This window comes from uncultured Tateyamaria sp. (assembly GCF_947503415.1).
Taxonomy (GTDB): domain Bacteria; phylum Pseudomonadota; class Alphaproteobacteria; order Rhodobacterales; family Rhodobacteraceae; genus Tateyamaria.
On the sequence record NZ_CANNDS010000001.1, the window covers coordinates 1618675 to 1633671 of the forward strand.

A 14997-nucleotide genomic window follows, 5' to 3' on the forward strand; every position below is an offset into this window, starting at 1 on the left:
ATGATTGGAGTGGGAACAGGTTCAACTCGGGTTGCCTGTTCGCATTCTGGCTGCTCGGGAATTTTAGTCAGCCTGGGGCGTCAACGATAGACACAGACACCCGTTGCTCTTGAAAAGACATCCAGCCAAAGCTGCTCAGGAATGGCACTTCCGCCGCATCCATACCCACCCCAATCCGGGCCATTTCCCCAGCAGTGGCCATACCGGTTGCATCAACAAGATGCCAAGTGCCATTCAGAAAAACCTCGGCCACCGCATGGAAATCCTGTGGTGTGACATGCGGCGCATACACGCTCGCAAAACGCGCCGGGATGGCTGATGCCCGTGCCAGAGTGATCATCACATGCGCAAAATCCCGGCAAACACCCTGACGCTGCACGAATGTGTCGATCGCGGTGGTCTGCGCCGTGCTGGACCCGGGCATGTACCTATAGTGACGAGATATCCAATCGCGGATCGCTGCAATGCGCGCGCCGCCGGTCAAGGTGCCGAATTCCGCAGCCACGAAACTCTGCAACTCGTCTGACTGGCAATACCGGGATGGCATCAGATATCGCACAGTGTCGCCGGGCAGCATATGCACCGGAACCGCATCAAGCTGCTCAAGTGTCAGCTCGGGCCGGTCAATTTCGATCTGCGCTTTGTAGGTGCACCGAAACTTCTCAGCGGCGCGCATCAAAATGCGCGCGCCCAATCCGGCTTCACCGGCGATCCGTCCGACATGATCAGGTGATCCGAAGTCGATGTGCTCGGACATAACCGTTTGATCGTGAAAGCTGGGGGCTTCTATCTGCAGGATGAGGTCGACAGGTTGGTCCAAGCCGTAGGCCAAGGACACGTCTATGTTCAGGATCATGTCGCGTCCTTTGTGTCCTGCCTCATCGATCAGACGAGCGCAGGTTCGATTGTTGGCTTTGTAAACCAGCCTGAGGATACCGCGAGCAATCCGCGCGGCAAGATAAATGCGACCGCGCGTCCTAACCCATGTTAAGATTATTCATGACTGATGATGAACAAAGCTGCCTGGTCAGCCGTCTATCGCGTTTTGTGAGCCTAACGGACGCTGAATGCGCCTTTATCGAAGAGATGGAAAGGGATGAACACCCCCGTCGCAAAGGCAGGCCGGTCATCAGTGTCGGCGACGTGACCGAAGGCATCATGGTTCTGAAAACGGGCTGGGCGGTCGTAAAGGCCGACAGTGCGGATGGCCGCAGCCAGATCTTGCGGGTCTATCTGCCGGGCGAGGTTATGGGGCTTGCCGAAATCGGATCAACCCACGCCAACCACCGGATCATCATGCAAACCGATGGCAAGATTTGCCCGTTTCCACGCACCGGACTCGCCCCGCTGTTTTCCGACTATCCCAGGTTGGGCGCACTTTTGACCGCTCTGGGCAGTCTCGATCAGATCGCGCTGCGCCATCATGCAAGCAGTTTGGGATCAATGGACGCAGCAAACAAATTGAAGTTCTGGTTGCTTCAGCTTCGGTCACGACTTGAGGTTGCGAATGTGGGACTTGGGAACCGATTTCGCGTGCCTTTCAGTCAGGTCGAGATCGGCCAGGCTGTGGGACTGACGTCAATCTATGTGAACAAGTTGCTGCGCAGATTTGTCGATGACGGCGATATCGAAATTGACCGACCCTATTTCCGGCTTCTCAAACGGGATGAATGGGAAAGGGACTGCGAATTTGTGAACGCATTCCATGACATGGACACATCATGGTTCCCACCTGCCCATACTGAGAAACCGACCAGTACGGCAGATATGTCCGCATCAACCGGTTCTTAAGTCCGTGCATCCTTGCTTACGCGACCGGTTGCCAGTTGTGTCATGGTTCGGTCTGTGTCGTACGCGGCATCCAAGCGGTCTTTCAATGTCGCCAGATCGTCATCCAGCTCCAACCGGTCTGCGAAAGCGATCAGGCAACCATAGCCTGCAATAACGTAGTGGGCGAGGTGCTGGTACTGGGTGATGATCATTGCATCCTTTGTGGTTGGGTCACCAAAAGGTTGCGCGAGCGCTTGAGCATGAGCCTCTATCGCCAATCCTTCCATACCCTTGCACAGCGCACCACCAAGGTGTTCGTCGTGACGTTGCGCCATCTGTTCCAGTGCGGCGAGGCCCCCTCGAATGCTGTCTGCACCCGCCTGCAATGCTTTGCCAAGGTCCGTACCGCTGGCCGCATCCGTCATCTTTTCCGTCACATCCAGCGCCTGCTCGTTTGCGCTGTAGATGTCCTTGAGTTGCTCGAGATACAGGTCTTCCAATGTGTCGATGCGCATCATGTGTCCTATCAAAGTGAGACGTCACGCTAACCGCGAATAGCGGCCCCGGAAGATGTCATCGGCGTATCGGTGGGAGTTATTCGGCGTTCACTAAACCAGATTAGTGTCTGAAGACCGCGCCGTCCCAACCAAGGTCATATGCTGGTCCGATCACAGGCTTGCGCAAGCGGCCTCGTTTCGAAGGGTCAGTCCGCTGTAATCGGAAAAGGGCGCTGTACTAGGCACGCAGCCGAGCGCATCGCAAAGAAGGCCAAAACCGCCGTTGAAAAAGAAAAGCTCGGCAAACCCAAGACTTGAGAAACCAAAAGGGGGGTCCCGTCGTTAATCTCCTTTGAACGACGCTGAGAAGGGCACACCATGGTACGTGGTCGCAACGCAGAAGCACCAACCGGCATTCCCAGCGCAGGGTGGAAAGACATCGCCTTTCGGCTGAAGGATGAAATCGCAGAGGATCGGGTGGGGCTTATCGCTGCTGGTGTCGCCTTCTATGGTTTGCTGGCGCTTTTTCCTGCGATCACTGCGCTCATCGCCATCAGCGGTCTTTTGGTTGAACCAAGTGCCATTGTTGAACAACTGCGTGGGCTGGCTGGCATGGTGCCCGAAGAGGTGATTGGAATCGTCACCGACCAAGCAACAGAGGTGGCAGGCTCCCGCGAGGGTGGATTGGGACTGGCCGCTGTCTTTGGCATTCTGGTGGCCCTGTATTCCGCGTCCAAGGGAATGGGGAGCCTGATGGAAGGCATCAACGTCGCCTATGATGAGCAAGAGAAGCGTGGCTTCATCAAGCTCAAACTGGTGACGTTTGCGCTGACTTTGTTTTTGATGATCGGATTGCTGGTTGCCCTACTGTCAATGCTCGCCCTTCCGGCAGTACTGGCGTTCGTGGATCTTGGCGGGCTCATGGAAACCACCATTACAATTGCCTTCTGGATCGGCCTTGTCGTGTTGACGATGTTCGGGCTCTCCGTCCTCTACCGCTATGCGCCATCGCGGGACGAGCCGGAGTGGAAATGGGCGTCAGTGGGCGCGGTCATAGGGTGCCTGCTTTGGATCGTGGCGTCCGCGGGGTTTGCCTTTTACGTCAGCAACTTCGGGTCCTACAATGAAAGCTTCGGAACATTGGCTGGCGTCATCGTGCTGCTCATGTGGTTCTGGATTTCCGCATTCATCATTCTGATGGGCGCCGAATTGAATGCCGAGCTAGAGGCGCAGACACGGGTTGATACGACGCAGGGTCGTGATTTACCTATGGGCCAACGCGATGCCGAAAAGGCCGACACTCTGGGGGAGGCGGCCGGTATTTAGCGGCGGCAGAAGTCAAATGTTGAATGCAATATTTTGGTCCGTGGCCGTTGCCGTTGTTGTCACAACGCTCTTGCCGCTGACAAACAGCGTGCAATGGTGGATACGGATGTGGGACTTCCCCCGTCTCCATATCTCAAGTGTTGCGTTACTCGTGATTTTCGCGGCCTTGCTGACCACGGTGACTTACAAACCTCTGCTTATTGGGGCTGTTTCTGCTGCGTTTGTGTACCAAGCGTGGCAGATATTCCCGTACACACCGCTTGCCGCAACCGAAATTGCGTTGACCACGGCCCCCCAAGGCGCGGCAGAAGTGGACATGTTGGCGATCAACGTTCTGATGGAAAACACGCGCCATGATGATCTGATCGAGGTGATCAATCGCGAAGATCCCGACGTATTACTCTTAATGGAGACTGACGCGATCTGGGCTGAAGCGTTGCAAGACGTGCTTGCAAGATACGCTGTAGTGAAATCGCATGTGGCGGATGACCACTATGGCCTCATTTTTGCGACCCGTTTGGATGTCATCAGCGCAGAGTTCTTGTGGCCGCACGACGATGTGACACCGGCGGTCAAGGCAGTCTTGCGCGCGTCCAACGGGCCAGAGTTCAACTTCATTGGCTTGCATCCTCGCCCACCGGTTCCGGGCAACGACACAGAAACGCGCGATAGGCAGATCAAGAAGGCAGCGCTGATGACGTCATCTTCGGAGCGTCCGACCGTTTGCATGGGTGACTTCAACGACGTGGCATGGTCGTGGACCACCAAACGCTTCAAACAGTACGGCAACTTTGCGGAACCGCGCGTCGGGCGTGGCATGATTTCGAGTTTTCATGCAGATTACCCCTTCATGCGGTTGCCAATTGACCAGCTTTTCGTGACCGACAATGTCGGTCTTGTGTCTTTCTCGCGCCTTGAGAGCTTTGGGTCTGATCACTTCCCCATTGCCGCGACAGTGTATTTCAATGACGACAGGAGCGCGGACGTTGGACAATAGTGACCAGAAGAACAACGTCGAAGCGCCGATTGCGTCTGCACCACAAAGCAGGAGCAGGTTGGAGATCCCACTCATAGGCATATTGGGCCTGTTGATGCTGCAGGTTCTGGTGTCGGCCAGTGACTTCCTCGTGCCCGTCATTACAGCGATGCTGGGGTATTTCGTCCTGAACAGACCCCGACGTTGGTTGGGGCAGGTTGGCGTTCCTCCCGTGCTGTCCGCCGCACTGTTCACGACACTGCTGACCGCGCTGATCGTTGTGTTGCTGGTCCAACTTAGCAGCCCTGCCGCACAGTTCATCGAGGACCTTCCGTCGTTGATGGAAGAAATCAAAGAGAAACTGACAGCGTCCGGCGGCGCGCTTGAAGCGATCAATGAAGCGACCGACGCCGCCGAGGAAATCATGGCGGGTCAGGATGGGAGCACTGTTGCCGTTGAAGTCGTCTCCAACACAGGCGTGGCGGCGACAATTTTCAGCATGGCGCCGGGATTTCTAAGCCGGATCGCATTTGCCCTCATCCTGCTTTTCTTCCTCGTGGCTTCTGGCGACATGTTCCTGATCAAGACGGTGCAGAGTTTCGAAAGGTTCCGGGACAAGCGCCGCGCGGTAGAGGTTTTGCATTCCATCGAAGACCGGCTTGGCTACTATCTGGGCGGCATCGCGATCATCAATGCAGGCTTGGGAGTAGCCGTTGCGATTGCCATGCATCTTTGGGGCCTACCGAACGCGCTTGTCTTCGGGTTCATGGCATTCGGACTGAATTTTGTGCCGTTTCTTGGCGGGCTCATGGGGGCAACGATTGCAGCCGCCGTTGCGTTTGTCAGCCTTGATGGGGCATGGGCCGCCGCGGGCGTTTTTGCGACGTACATTGTGCTGACGTCGATTGAAGGGCAGTTCATTACCCCGCTCGTCATTTCACGGCGGATGCGTTTGAACACAACGGTTGTTTTTCTTACCGTCGCGTTCTTTGCCTATATTTGGTCGGTTATGGGCATGGTTGTCGCATTACCGGTTCTGATCGTGATCAAGATCGTCTGCGATGAGACAAACACACTCTCGACCTTCGCCAGATTCATCGGCGACGAAGAGGTCGCAAAGTCCGAAGCGAATACTTAAGCGAGGGGAATAGGGTTGGGGGGTGGCACGCGTTTGGATTACCCGCCACTTGCCCCCGATTGCCTATGTTTGCGACGGACAAGACGCGCCACATAGATCAACACACAGGCCCCTGCCGCAGCGACGATCAATTGACCGATCCAACCTATTCCAGCGATGTGTCGTCCTTTCAAATGCCTCACTAGAGGCATTAATAATGGGCGAAGCATCGTAAACCGGAGACATCCGGCTCAGACACTTCGCCCGTGTTAAATGCAGCCTAGACGACGGCTACCAATGGGTCCGATCAATCGAGGCCGAGTTCTTCGGCCAGACGAACACCGGGTTCCAGAATGCGCACTTCGCTTTCGTTGTATTCCGGCATGTTCTCAAGCTGGGTTTGAGTGAACTGGGGAACGATCAGTTCGTTGCGACGCACGATCAGCTTCTCAAGCGGCACTGCGACTTCGTTTTCACCCATGCCAAGGAAACCTCCGACGCCGATGATGGCAACGAGGGTCTGGCCGCGCATGCCGATGAAATCGACCTCGCCGACGTCTTCGCCGGACTCTGTTGCCACACTGCGCCCGATAAGATCTTCGGCTTTCTGGTCAAAGATCGGCAATACCCGAACAGAATCCTGATACCGTGCGCGATCTTCATCCGACATGTTGCCTTGTGCGTCTGCGTTGAAGTCTTCCATGACCACACGGGCCTGCAGCTGCTCAACCTCCACATCGGCTTCGCCACCATCCACGATGTTGACTTCGGCTTCTTCGCTGGTGACGGACACATCGGCATTGTCGCCTTGTTCCACGTTCACTTGGGCGTCTTCCTGGGTCACGTTGATTTCGGCGGCGTCAGAGGCAGTCACGTTGACCTCTGCTTCACCCTGCTGGAATTCGATGCGCGGCTGCGCTTCTTGAATGGTGATCTTGGGTTCGGGACGGATAAAGCGCACGACGGGCTCAGGTTGGTCCAGATCAATGATCGGCTCGCCGGTTTCCACGTCAACTTCAGGCTCTGGCACCATGACGGTGACAACCGGCTCGGGGATCACAACGGTGATCTGCGGCTGGGCCTGTTCGACGGTGATGATTGGCGCCTGTTGCCGCACCCGTACTGTCGGCTCGGGCACAACCACTGTGATTTCGGGCTGAGGCTGTTCAACGGTGACGACAGGTTGGCCTTGCGTCACTTCAACATTCGGATCGGGCACGGTCACGTTGACGGTCGCGTCTTCCTGTTCCACGACAACCTGTCCACCCTGAACAGGAACGGCGGTTTCGTTGGTTTCGGTTGTAGATTGCGCGAATGCGCCGCCAGCAGCCATCGCGCCGAACGCAACGGTGCCAAGCAGATTTCTCATGGTCGAGGTCATGTCTTCTTCCCTGATAGGACCCACACAGCCGCCACGCCGCTAGGGGCGGCGAACGATCAAGGTGCCGGTCTTTTGTGATTTTCCCGCATTCCGGATCGGAGAACGCGCGGTTCTGCGATCACCAAATTCGGTGGCCCAGACTGGAAATGTCGCCAGCCTTTCAAGCTACTTAGTAAGTACCAGATCAAACCCGCTGACGGGTCTTGGGTGCACTAAACCAGAACAAGTTTTGACCGCTTTTTGGCACGATGATCCCGTGTGTCAGTCAGCCGACACGACGCCGTTGAGCAGAGCATCATCAACATGCCCGCCGTGCAGGACAGAGACGTCTCCGGTCGCCTCCAAAACCACCGCGCGCACCGTCGACAGTTCTATGGCATTGGCCTCGCGCAGCTTCGCCATCAGGTCCTCTTCGGTCACCCGCGTTTTCAGCAGCGCGCCACGGAGGATTGCACCATCTTTCATCAGCAGAACCGGTTCATTCTGAAGTGTTGAGTCGATCACGCCGGACCGTTGGCGCATGTACGCGACACAAAACTGCACGCCAAACAATGCGGCCATTGCCGTCATCGTTTGCAGCAAAGCCGCCCAATTGCCGGTCTGCGCGGCGCCCGCCAAAAGGGAGCCCATCGCGACCGTCATGACGAAATCGAAATTGGTCATCTTTGAGAAGGACCGCAACCCGACCACTCGAACAAGAAGGATGATCCAACCAAGCCCCAGCGCGCTCAGCAATGCGCCCTTGGCAATGGCATCGAGGAGAGCGTGATCGAAAAACACTGTCTATTTCTGACGTGTTGAAGTTGCGTGCGATTTCTCGCGTCCGACCGAGATCAGCATCCACGAGAAAGACACGACCCAGACGACAGTGATCACGCCCAAGCCCCGTTCATACGCTCCATCATAGCCAGTTGGCATGAAGAAAAAGATCGGCGCGCCAAAGATCCAAAATGCGGCACAGACATAACTGATCAATGCATAACGGCGAGCCACCATCGCCATGCCGCGTCCCATCAAAAGGAATAGGGCCGCAAACAGAAAGCCAATGACATAAACAACATAGATGTGGATCACGACGCCCTCATTGTCTTGGTCGCCGTATTCATTCCGCGCTCCGATAATGATGATGCACATGACCAGCAGCGCCAGACAGCCGATGCCAAGGTTCCAGCGGGTGCCATCCTGATGCAGGTGTGCTGCGCCAACCGCGCACGCCATGACCGCCGCCGCATACCCGTACAGCGCCACATCCTGAATGATCTCGTACCGTCCCGCAGCCAGGTCACTGACCGTGTCCGCAACCCAGTCGTGGTTCGGAACAACGACGCTGCCCACAATGTTGCCCAGGACCATCAGGATCGAGCCCACAATCGCTATGATCCCCGTGGCAATCAGCAAGTCTTTGTCAGGGCCTTGCGTGCCCTCGGTGGCGGGCTTTGGTTCAGACACCTCGATCCCTTTCGGCAGTGCTTGGACATGGCCGGCGTCATGCCGAGCATCCATGTATCGGTAGCAACTATTCATGTGCCTGTGACGGCGGGCGCATTAAACTCGAACAGCTTTTGGGGGGTTCAAGCGCGAGGGCGGGCGAACCAACTCAATCGGCAGGGGGGCATTCCGCGAGCTTTCCGATTGTCGAGCCATCAGGCTGAAGACAGGCTGCGCTCAATGTCGCTGGTCGGCGAATTGATCAACGTTTTGTCCAGCTCAATGGTGATCTTCTCCACGACTTCCTGATGGAGTATCGGACGCATTTCACCCAACGTGTCGGGATCGGCGATCAGGATCAAATGATCAAAATCACCGCCATGCGCCTTTGCATAAAGATGATGCGCCAGTTGCTTGGCAAAGGTCGCTTCATCGGTCTCCTGAGCGGAGGAGTCCGGAGGGCGATTTCCGGACGGGCCGTCATCATCAAGGTTCTTCGGCGTGAGGCCTCCGACATGCCGCAGCTTGATATCCTCGGCCGAACCATCGTTCAAAAAGAACTTGGCCTCTGCGCCGGATGCGACGACGACGAAGGCATTCTTGGGACATGTAGGCTCTGACATATTCATTCTCCGTTCAAGTGATCCGCCCGCAATACTCGCAAAGCAGAGCCACCCATTTTTGATCCCAAAAAATCACTTCGTCCTTTGATACTCATTCAGGTCTTCCAGAACCGCGCCATCCTCGTCTTTTTCAGTTTGATCGGTGTCATCTTCTGACGGTGTGTCGGAGTTGATCTCAGCCAAAACCGTGTCCTCTTTGGTGTCATTCTTAGGAATGGATATCATCGAGTACGTCCTTACAATCTTCGTTTCCGTTTGCGAGGTCATCCGCTTCCTGTGGCGTCACGGATTAAACAAAGGCACGGTTGAGATCGACATCTTTGCGGACCCATCCTGGACGTCCCGCGCATGTGAGATATAAATCAGCGTTTGATTGGCCTCATCGAAAATGCGTTTCACCTTCAGCGATTTCCATATAATCGACCGACCCTCGGAAAACACGCTTTCGCCCTCATCTGAACGGTCAATATCACCGATGGAGACGACGCCAGTCTGCCTGCACGCAATGGACGAATTTGACGGATCCTCGAACCAATTGCCCTTTTGCAAACGGTCAATCAGCCCACGTTCAAAGTAAGCGACGTGGCATGTTACACCTTCGACCTTGGGGTCTGCGAAGGCTTCAATCACGATGTCATTCCCCAGCCAGTCGACATCCACATTACCGACTTGATCTGCCGCGGCAGGAGAGCAGATCGTGAGCGCAAAAAGCCAGGTAGCTGTATTTCGAAGAGCCATTATCACGTGATCATCGCAGCCCGAAAAACGACAAAATCAGTAAGATGATGACGATCAAGCCAACGAGGTAGATAATGCGGTTCATGATGTTTTTCCTGCGTTCTGCAGATGCGTATTAAGCACCCGACCGACAGGTTAACGAAAGCGAGCGACAATAGTTCCCATCGCAAAGTCACATGCATGGAACAAACCACGGGATGCAAAAATGCGTATCCGCGCCGATTGGGCCCTGCGTCTAGGGGTGCCTGGCAAGTGTAAGAAGCACACCATGTGAGGCCAACTTGGCTTCCATTTGCGCCCTAGCCTGAGTGGTCAGACCATGCATGCTCAACTGCACTGCGGTCGCTTTCGTCCCGACATCGCCACTTTTTGAGACCATCGGCACTCCGGAATACTTCCGAGATGTACGAGTGGAATTTGGACCTGTTCCTGAGACTGCGGAGCGCAAATCGGTACTGCTGCCATGGCCAATCGACATTGCCGGGTGGCAGTTCTGGTCTGGTCCGTCCAAGGTTTTTCCACGGGCGCGTTGCAAGCTGCCATCCCCTGACCTGTTCTGGTGGATCCAGCCAAACCAGCGCGTCAGCCTTTGCAACCGCTTGCGCCAAAAGGCTCGGGCCGCCTTCCAGTATCCACGCATCCTGTTCAAGCGTGCTTGCCAGAGCGGCATCTGTCTCGAAACGCGGCCGTTGCCGCCAGCCGGTTCTAAGCTTGATCGCATCGAAGGAGACCACGGGAACATCTGGCCGAACCAAAGCCAATCGCTTGGCGAAATGGCTTTTCCCGACGCCGTTTGCTCCGGTGATGATGATCTTCTTCAATCATGCCCCTGTGTCATGTCGCTTCCAAACGCACAGTAACGGGGGTTGTTTCGACAGCCAACGCCAGTTAAGTCGCAGCCGACCTTTTGTGGTCCGAATTGCTGAACGTCGTTGGAGCGCTGTTGCTCGCTTCGCCATTTTCTGTTCATCAATGCTGCTTTTCGACCAAGCAGGGACACACGCACACCTATTTCAAGTTGGTTTATCCGACACGAGGCGCATTCCAAGATGTGCAGGCGGTGTGCCGACAGCACACCCACCGCGCGCCGGGTCGCGGACAAGATACGACATCGCCGCAATATGCTCTCCGCCGACAAAGAAAGCCGGGCAGCGGTCTGAATCCATGCTTCCTGCAGATCCCGCATAGCATTCCTGCGTCCATTCCCACACGCTTCCGTCCAGATCGACCACGCCTTCGGGCGAGGTGGAAAAGCTGCCCTGTGGCTTCAGCGCGCGGGGCGCGTTGCCTTCGATCAGATAGGCGGAGGCCCATGTCAGGGACGGATCGGTAAAGATCGGATCCGGGGCCTCTGGCATTACCGCTGCTGCCATATTGGCCCATTCGGCTGCTGTTGGGAGCCGAAAGCTGTGGCCGGTTTTGGCGTTGATCCACGCGACATATTGCTGGACGTCCACATAGCTGAGGCCGGTTGCCGGTGTCACCTGTGCGTCCTGATCGGGGCGCGCACGCACATGCAGAGTGCAACCGCCCTCAGTGGCGCAGGCGTTCCATTCGGCGACTGTGACCTCGTGCCGTTGGACATAGATTGCGGCCCCGTCGGACAGGGCGATTGGCTGGTCCGCCATGTCCGGCAGATAAGCAGGGTCGGGGCCGCGTCCGAAGAGCGCGGCCCCAAGAAAAACCGCCGCCAATATCCCGAACGCCGCCGCAAGAAGAAATCGCGCCATCGGGGTTCCAGAGATTTTGGCGGGGATCATGTTTTTATCCAATCATCAGGTTGAGAATTCGCGCGGGGCGACGACCTGTTCCATCAGGTTGTTGTCCCACTGTCCTTCGACCACAAAATGCGCGGTGGCCCCCAGCAAAACGCCGATGATCAGGTTGTGATTGACGTAGGCGTAGACCCCCGGCTGTTCGAAAGTGTACATGGCCGCCGCCGCACACCCGCCGCGCACGAACCATGTCTCGACCCCGGTGAGCGCCGGATCGGTGAACGAGGTTTCCCAGACATAGTTGCCGTGCCCGCCAATCAGGTGCGGACGGCTGTCGACGTTGCACGAATTGTGCACCATCAGGACGGTTTCCCCGACCTTTGCCTTGAGGGCGTTTTCACCGGTCAGCGCGCCCACGGCCCCGTTAAAGATCTGGTGGGTGGGCACCAGTGTGCGCATGGCTTCGATGCTGTCGGCGTAGTCGTCGCCTGCGGCTTCGTAGGTCTTGTAGTCGCCGTTTTCGTCTTTCGGCAGGTAGTAATCCTGCTCTCCGATATAGGCGATGCTGTCGTAGCGCAGTGGGTTGCCGTCCCTGTCCTTCAGCCCATCGCGGGGCAGGACCATGATCGCACCGTTCATACCGTGGCAGACGTGGTAAGGGATCATCGCGCCACCGGGGGCACAGTGATAGGTAAAGCAACCGGGCTTCGTCGCTTTCCAGCGCAGCACAGTTTCTTCGCCGGGATAGACATGGGTCAGGCCACCGCCACCCAACGCCCCGGTCGAGGCGTGGAAGTCGATATTGTGCTCCATCACGCTGTCCACCGGGTTGCGCAGGGTCAGTTCGACCATGTCGCCTTCGTGGCAGATGATCAGCGGGCCGGGAACCGAGCCGTTATAGGTAAGCGCCCAGACCTCCGCGCCTGTATCCTCGTCCACCACCATCAGCTTTTCTGTGGTTTCCATGGTCACTTCGATGATCTTGGGCCCGCCTGTGGCGACCTGTTCATGTTCGGGGGCAAAGGGTGGGGCGACAAGTTCCTGCTTCACACGGGTGTAGCCGGACAGGTCTGCGGGCTTGGCATCGGTTTCAGCCGTTTGTTCGCCTGCCGCCTTGTAGAGCTTGGCTGACGCGGCATTGATCGCGTCGAATTTGGCGGGGCGCTGGGTGGCCATTGCGCCAGCACCTGTGCCTGCCACAGCGGCGGCACCTGCCAGGACGGACCCGCGCAAGACGTTGCGACGGTTGGTTTTCACAAGGCCGGGATTGGTGAGTTTGGTCATTGGTTCCTCCAGTTCATGTCATGGTGTTGGGGTGCCGGGCATCACAGGTTGCCCAGTTGCGCCTCAAAGCGTTCCTTGGCCCGTTTGGGCACGCGTCCTTCGAGAAAGCTGTCGGGGACCGTGACATCGCCCACGGCGATGGTCATCACCATCCCCATGGCGTAATGCGGTTTGCAGATCACGCCGTAGACTCCTTCGACATCCAGCGTGACTTCGATCTCTTCGTTGATCTTGCCTTTGAACGCGTCGGCGCCGTCGGGCAGCATGTCCTTGCCCACCTCGGCATTATGCCCCTTGTCTGTGGCGATGAATTTGATCGTGTCGCCCGGGGCCGCCTGAACGAAGGCGGGTTCAAACACCATGCGTTCACCGTCAGAGCCCTTGTTGAGCATCTGCACCTCGAAGGTTTCGGCAAATGCGGCCGACCCCATGAGAGCGGTGAGTGCAAGCGTGGTTGCAAGTGTTCGGATCATCGTGGTGTTCCCTTCTCGATCAGCTTCGGTTGACGCCAATTGTGACAGACGGAGCGGGATGGAAGTTTGTGCTGGAGCAAAGAAAGCGGCGAATGTGGCAAGGGCAAATGAACGTGGCGTTTTGCGCTGACCTGTGGCAGGGTCGTTCGAATGGATGTGGCCGCAAAAAAGACTTCATTTCCGCGGCTTGACGAAAGCCTGCTGAGCCATCTGCCCCCGTTCTCAAAGCTGGAGACCCGGCAAATCCGCACCGTTTTGGACCAGGCAACGTCGCGGCGTTGCGAGGCAAACCATTGCGTTTTCAGCGAAGGCGATGTGGCGGACCGGTTCTATATGCTGCTGGACGGGTATGTACGCGTGATACGCGTCACATCCGACGGAGAGCAGGTGACGTCGCTGCATATTCCCGCAGGCCAGTTGCTTGGGATAGCAAAGGCATTGGGCAAAGACACGTATCCAGCCACCGCAATGACGGCGTCGGAATCCATTCTGCTGAGCTGGCCCATGCGGTTGTGGGACAATTTCGTGCAGGACTATGACGGGTTCGCCACCGAGACTTACAAGACTGTCGGGGCACGTGTGGGCGAGATGAACAACCGGATTGTCGAGCTTGCGACGCAACAAGTGGAACAGCGCGTCGCGAATGCGATCCTGCGGCTAATCAACCAGACGGGCCGCAAGGTCGAGGACGGGATCGAGATCGACTTTCCCATCACCCGTCAGGATCTGTCCGAGTTGACGGCCACTACACTGCACACGGTCAGCAGGCTGCTCAGCGCATGGGAAAAACAGGGCCTCGTGACCAGCAAACGCAAACGCATCAAAGTCTGTGACCCCCACGCGCTTGTGGTCCTCAGCCAGGGCTGAGTTCGGTCAGGCCAACCCGGCAGCCTGCATCAGTTCGGTCAAGAATACCTCTTGATCCAGACTGTATTCGGCGCAGGCATCCGTGACCGTATGAAACGGTCCGATCAAACATCCAACACAAAGCATGTTGTGCTTCACGAAGACCGGAATCGTCTGTGGCCATTCGGTCATCAGGTCAGCCAGCGGCAGGTCGGGATCATCCAGATGGACACGGACCATGCACCATTCCTTTCTCCGACCATCATAGGCGTGCATTCCAGCGAAACGTTGCGCTGGCGCAAACTATGAGCGGCTGAGCCGAAGTAAAACTGGCCATCCCGATCACGCAGGAGGCCGGACCATGGCTGAAATTCTCACGAAATCGCGGGCGCGCAACATCTTCTACGGAGGCTCGATCTTCTTTGTCGTCGTCTTTGTGGGGATGACTGTGCATTCGCACCGATACGTGGTGACCACATCGACCGCTGGCATGGCACTGAGCGATGAGGTCCGCCATGGCAAGCATGTCTGGGAACGGCATTCCTGCATCAACTGCCACACGCTGCACGGCGAGGGTGCCTATTTCGCCCCCGAACTTGGCAATGTCATGACCCGGTGGGGGGTGCAGGACAGCCCCGAAGACGCCTTCGAAGTGCTCAAAGCATGGATCGAAGGCCAGCCCAGCGGCATCGAAGGCCGCCGCCAGATGCCCGCCTATGACATGAGCGACGAAGACATCCGCGGCCTCGCCGAATTTCTGCGCTGGGCCGATCAGACAGACACGCAGGGCTGGCCGCCCAATGATGCCGGATAAGGAGGGCAC

At 56.9% G+C, this 14997-nt stretch carries 19 protein-coding genes; 6 read left to right on the forward strand and 13 right to left on the reverse strand.

All coding sequences use genetic code 11. The features are described 5' to 3' along the window. Positions 1–67 precede the first annotated feature (67 nt). Positions 68–856 (reverse strand): transglutaminase family protein, encoded by a 789-nt coding sequence (locus Q1A32_RS07875; RefSeq protein WP_299651623.1) that lies wholly within the window; start codon positions 854–856, stop codon positions 68–70. A 143-nt stretch (positions 857–999) separates the two neighbouring features. On the opposite strand from Q1A32_RS07875, the gene Q1A32_RS07880 reads away from it, so the two are divergent. Further along, positions 1000–1791 carry a Crp/Fnr family transcriptional regulator gene (locus tag Q1A32_RS07880; RefSeq protein WP_299651624.1) on the forward strand — a complete coding sequence of 264 codons (792 nt, stop codon included), beginning with the start codon at positions 1000–1002 and terminating at the stop codon, positions 1789–1791. Here Q1A32_RS07880 and Q1A32_RS07885 read toward each other — a convergent pair. Continuing rightward, positions 1788–2285 (reverse strand): DUF892 family protein, encoded by a 498-nt coding sequence (locus Q1A32_RS07885; RefSeq protein WP_299651625.1) that lies wholly within the window; start codon positions 2283–2285, stop codon positions 1788–1790. The two genes, Q1A32_RS07880 and Q1A32_RS07885, sit on opposite strands and share 4 nt — an antisense overlap. Before the next feature lie 360 nt (positions 2286–2645). Here Q1A32_RS07885 and Q1A32_RS07890 point away from each other — a divergent pair, with 360 nt between their 5' ends. Genes Q1A32_RS07890 through Q1A32_RS07900 form a run of 3 tightly spaced genes read left to right on the forward strand, consistent with a single transcriptional unit; the run spans position 2646 to position 5707 of the window. After that, complete coding sequence (locus Q1A32_RS07890; protein ID WP_299651627.1) at positions 2646–3593, forward strand: YihY/virulence factor BrkB family protein; 948 nt, start codon at positions 2646–2648, stop codon at positions 3591–3593. Between the two features lie 16 nt (positions 3594–3609). Then, positions 3610–4590: an endonuclease/exonuclease/phosphatase family protein gene (locus Q1A32_RS07895; protein WP_299651629.1), complete on the forward strand. Its 981-nt coding sequence runs from the start codon at positions 3610–3612 to the stop codon at positions 4588–4590. Further along, positions 4580–5707, forward strand: a complete 1128-nt coding sequence (locus Q1A32_RS07900) for an AI-2E family transporter (protein WP_299651631.1) — start codon at positions 4580–4582, stop codon at positions 5705–5707. The genes Q1A32_RS07895 and Q1A32_RS07900 overlap by 11 nt, the downstream gene beginning before the upstream one ends. Positions 5708–5993: 286 nt before the next feature. On the opposite strand, the gene Q1A32_RS07910 is transcribed toward Q1A32_RS07900, so the two are convergent. The 10 genes from Q1A32_RS07910 to Q1A32_RS07955 form a co-directional block, all read right to left on the reverse strand. After that, positions 5994–7067 carry a PRC-barrel domain-containing protein gene (locus Q1A32_RS07910; RefSeq protein WP_299651635.1) on the reverse strand — a complete coding sequence of 358 codons (1074 nt, stop codon included), beginning with the start codon at positions 7065–7067 and terminating at the stop codon, positions 5994–5996. A gap of 261 nt (positions 7068–7328) precedes the next feature. After that, complete coding sequence (locus Q1A32_RS07915) at positions 7329–7847, reverse strand: DUF421 domain-containing protein (RefSeq protein WP_299651637.1); 519 nt, start codon at positions 7845–7847, stop codon at positions 7329–7331. Positions 7848–7850: 3 nt separating this feature from the next. Then, on the reverse strand, positions 7851–8516 hold the full coding sequence (locus Q1A32_RS07920; protein ID WP_299651639.1) for a DUF998 domain-containing protein: 666 nt from the start codon (positions 8514–8516) through the stop codon (positions 7851–7853). 194 nt (positions 8517–8710) lie between these two features. Further along, positions 8711–9118, reverse strand: a complete 408-nt coding sequence (locus Q1A32_RS07925) for a host attachment family protein (RefSeq protein ID WP_299651641.1) — start codon at positions 9116–9118, stop codon at positions 8711–8713. A 72-nt stretch (positions 9119–9190) separates the two neighbouring features. Continuing rightward, the gene (locus tag Q1A32_RS07930; RefSeq protein ID WP_299651643.1) at positions 9191–9343 is read right to left on the reverse strand and encodes a hypothetical protein; all 153 of its coding nucleotides are present in this window, start codon (positions 9341–9343) and stop codon (positions 9191–9193) included. A gap of 57 nt (positions 9344–9400) precedes the next feature. Then, positions 9401–9856, reverse strand: a complete 456-nt coding sequence (locus tag Q1A32_RS07935) for a CreA family protein (RefSeq protein ID WP_299651645.1) — start codon at positions 9854–9856, stop codon at positions 9401–9403. A gap of 299 nt (positions 9857–10155) precedes the next feature. After that, a complete protein-coding gene (locus tag Q1A32_RS07940) occupies positions 10156–10677 on the reverse strand; it encodes a DNA topology modulation protein FlaR (RefSeq protein ID WP_299651647.1) in 522 nt (173 codons plus the stop codon). 192 nt (positions 10678–10869) lie between these two features. Next, the gene (locus tag Q1A32_RS07945) at positions 10870–11616 is read right to left on the reverse strand and encodes an SUMF1/EgtB/PvdO family nonheme iron enzyme (protein ID WP_299651649.1); all 747 of its coding nucleotides are present in this window, start codon (positions 11614–11616) and stop codon (positions 10870–10872) included. A 15-nt stretch (positions 11617–11631) separates the two neighbouring features. After that, positions 11632–12855 carry a copper-containing nitrite reductase gene (gene nirK, locus Q1A32_RS07950; protein ID WP_299651651.1) on the reverse strand — a complete coding sequence of 408 codons (1224 nt, stop codon included), beginning with the start codon at positions 12853–12855 and terminating at the stop codon, positions 11632–11634. Between the two features lie 41 nt (positions 12856–12896). Next, a complete protein-coding gene (locus Q1A32_RS07955) occupies positions 12897–13328 on the reverse strand; it encodes a pseudoazurin (RefSeq protein ID WP_299651653.1) in 432 nt (143 codons plus the stop codon). 150 nt (positions 13329–13478) lie between these two features. On the opposite strand from Q1A32_RS07955, the gene Q1A32_RS07960 reads away from it, so the two are divergent. Further along, complete coding sequence (locus tag Q1A32_RS07960) at positions 13479–14195, forward strand: Crp/Fnr family transcriptional regulator (RefSeq protein WP_299651655.1); 717 nt, start codon at positions 13479–13481, stop codon at positions 14193–14195. 6 nt (positions 14196–14201) lie between these two features. Here Q1A32_RS07960 and Q1A32_RS07965 read toward each other — a convergent pair whose 3' ends face one another. Further along, on the reverse strand, positions 14202–14414 hold the full coding sequence (locus Q1A32_RS07965; RefSeq protein ID WP_299651657.1) for a DUF1858 domain-containing protein: 213 nt from the start codon (positions 14412–14414) through the stop codon (positions 14202–14204). A 121-nt stretch (positions 14415–14535) separates the two neighbouring features. Here Q1A32_RS07965 and Q1A32_RS07970 point away from each other — a divergent pair, with 121 nt between their 5' ends. Then, on the forward strand, positions 14536–14988 hold the full coding sequence (locus tag Q1A32_RS07970; RefSeq protein WP_299651659.1) for a cytochrome c: 453 nt from the start codon (positions 14536–14538) through the stop codon (positions 14986–14988). The last annotated feature ends 9 nt before the right edge of the window (positions 14989–14997 follow it).

Bases quoted from the DNA above. Each gene is read 5' to 3' on its own strand.
- Q1A32_RS07875 (WP_299651623.1), bottom strand. From the start codon at position 856: ATGATCCTGAACATAGACGTGTCCTTGGCCTACGGCTTGGACCAACCT.
- Q1A32_RS07930 (WP_299651643.1), bottom strand. From the start codon at position 9,343: ATGATATCCATTCCTAAGAATGACACCAAAGAGGACACGGTTTTGGCT.
- Q1A32_RS07965 (WP_299651657.1), bottom strand. From the start codon at position 14,414: ATGGTCCGTGTCCATCTGGATGATCCCGACCTGCCGCTGGCTGACCTG.
- Q1A32_RS07885 (WP_299651625.1), bottom strand. From the start codon at position 2,285: ATGCGCATCGACACATTGGAAGACCTGTATCTCGAGCAACTCAAGGAC.
- nirK (WP_299651651.1), bottom strand. From the start codon at position 12,855: ATGACCAAACTCACCAATCCCGGCCTTGTGAAAACCAACCGTCGCAAC.
- Q1A32_RS07890 (WP_299651627.1), top strand. From the start codon at position 2,646: ATGGTACGTGGTCGCAACGCAGAAGCACCAACCGGCATTCCCAGCGCA.
- Q1A32_RS07935 (WP_299651645.1), bottom strand. From the start codon at position 9,856: ATGGCTCTTCGAAATACAGCTACCTGGCTTTTTGCGCTCACGATCTGC.
- Q1A32_RS07970 (WP_299651659.1), top strand. From the start codon at position 14,536: ATGGCTGAAATTCTCACGAAATCGCGGGCGCGCAACATCTTCTACGGA.
- Q1A32_RS07960 (WP_299651655.1), top strand. From the start codon at position 13,479: ATGGATGTGGCCGCAAAAAAGACTTCATTTCCGCGGCTTGACGAAAGC.
- Q1A32_RS07955 (WP_299651653.1), bottom strand. From the start codon at position 13,328: ATGATCCGAACACTTGCAACCACGCTTGCACTCACCGCTCTCATGGGG.
- Q1A32_RS07880 (WP_299651624.1), top strand. From the start codon at position 1,000: ATGACTGATGATGAACAAAGCTGCCTGGTCAGCCGTCTATCGCGTTTT.
- Q1A32_RS07925 (WP_299651641.1), bottom strand. From the start codon at position 9,118: ATGTCAGAGCCTACATGTCCCAAGAATGCCTTCGTCGTCGTCGCATCC.
- Q1A32_RS07910 (WP_299651635.1), bottom strand. From the start codon at position 7,067: ATGACCTCGACCATGAGAAATCTGCTTGGCACCGTTGCGTTCGGCGCG.
- Q1A32_RS07895 (WP_299651629.1), top strand. From the start codon at position 3,610: ATGTTGAATGCAATATTTTGGTCCGTGGCCGTTGCCGTTGTTGTCACA.
- Q1A32_RS07945 (WP_299651649.1), bottom strand. From the start codon at position 11,616: ATGATCCCCGCCAAAATCTCTGGAACCCCGATGGCGCGATTTCTTCTT.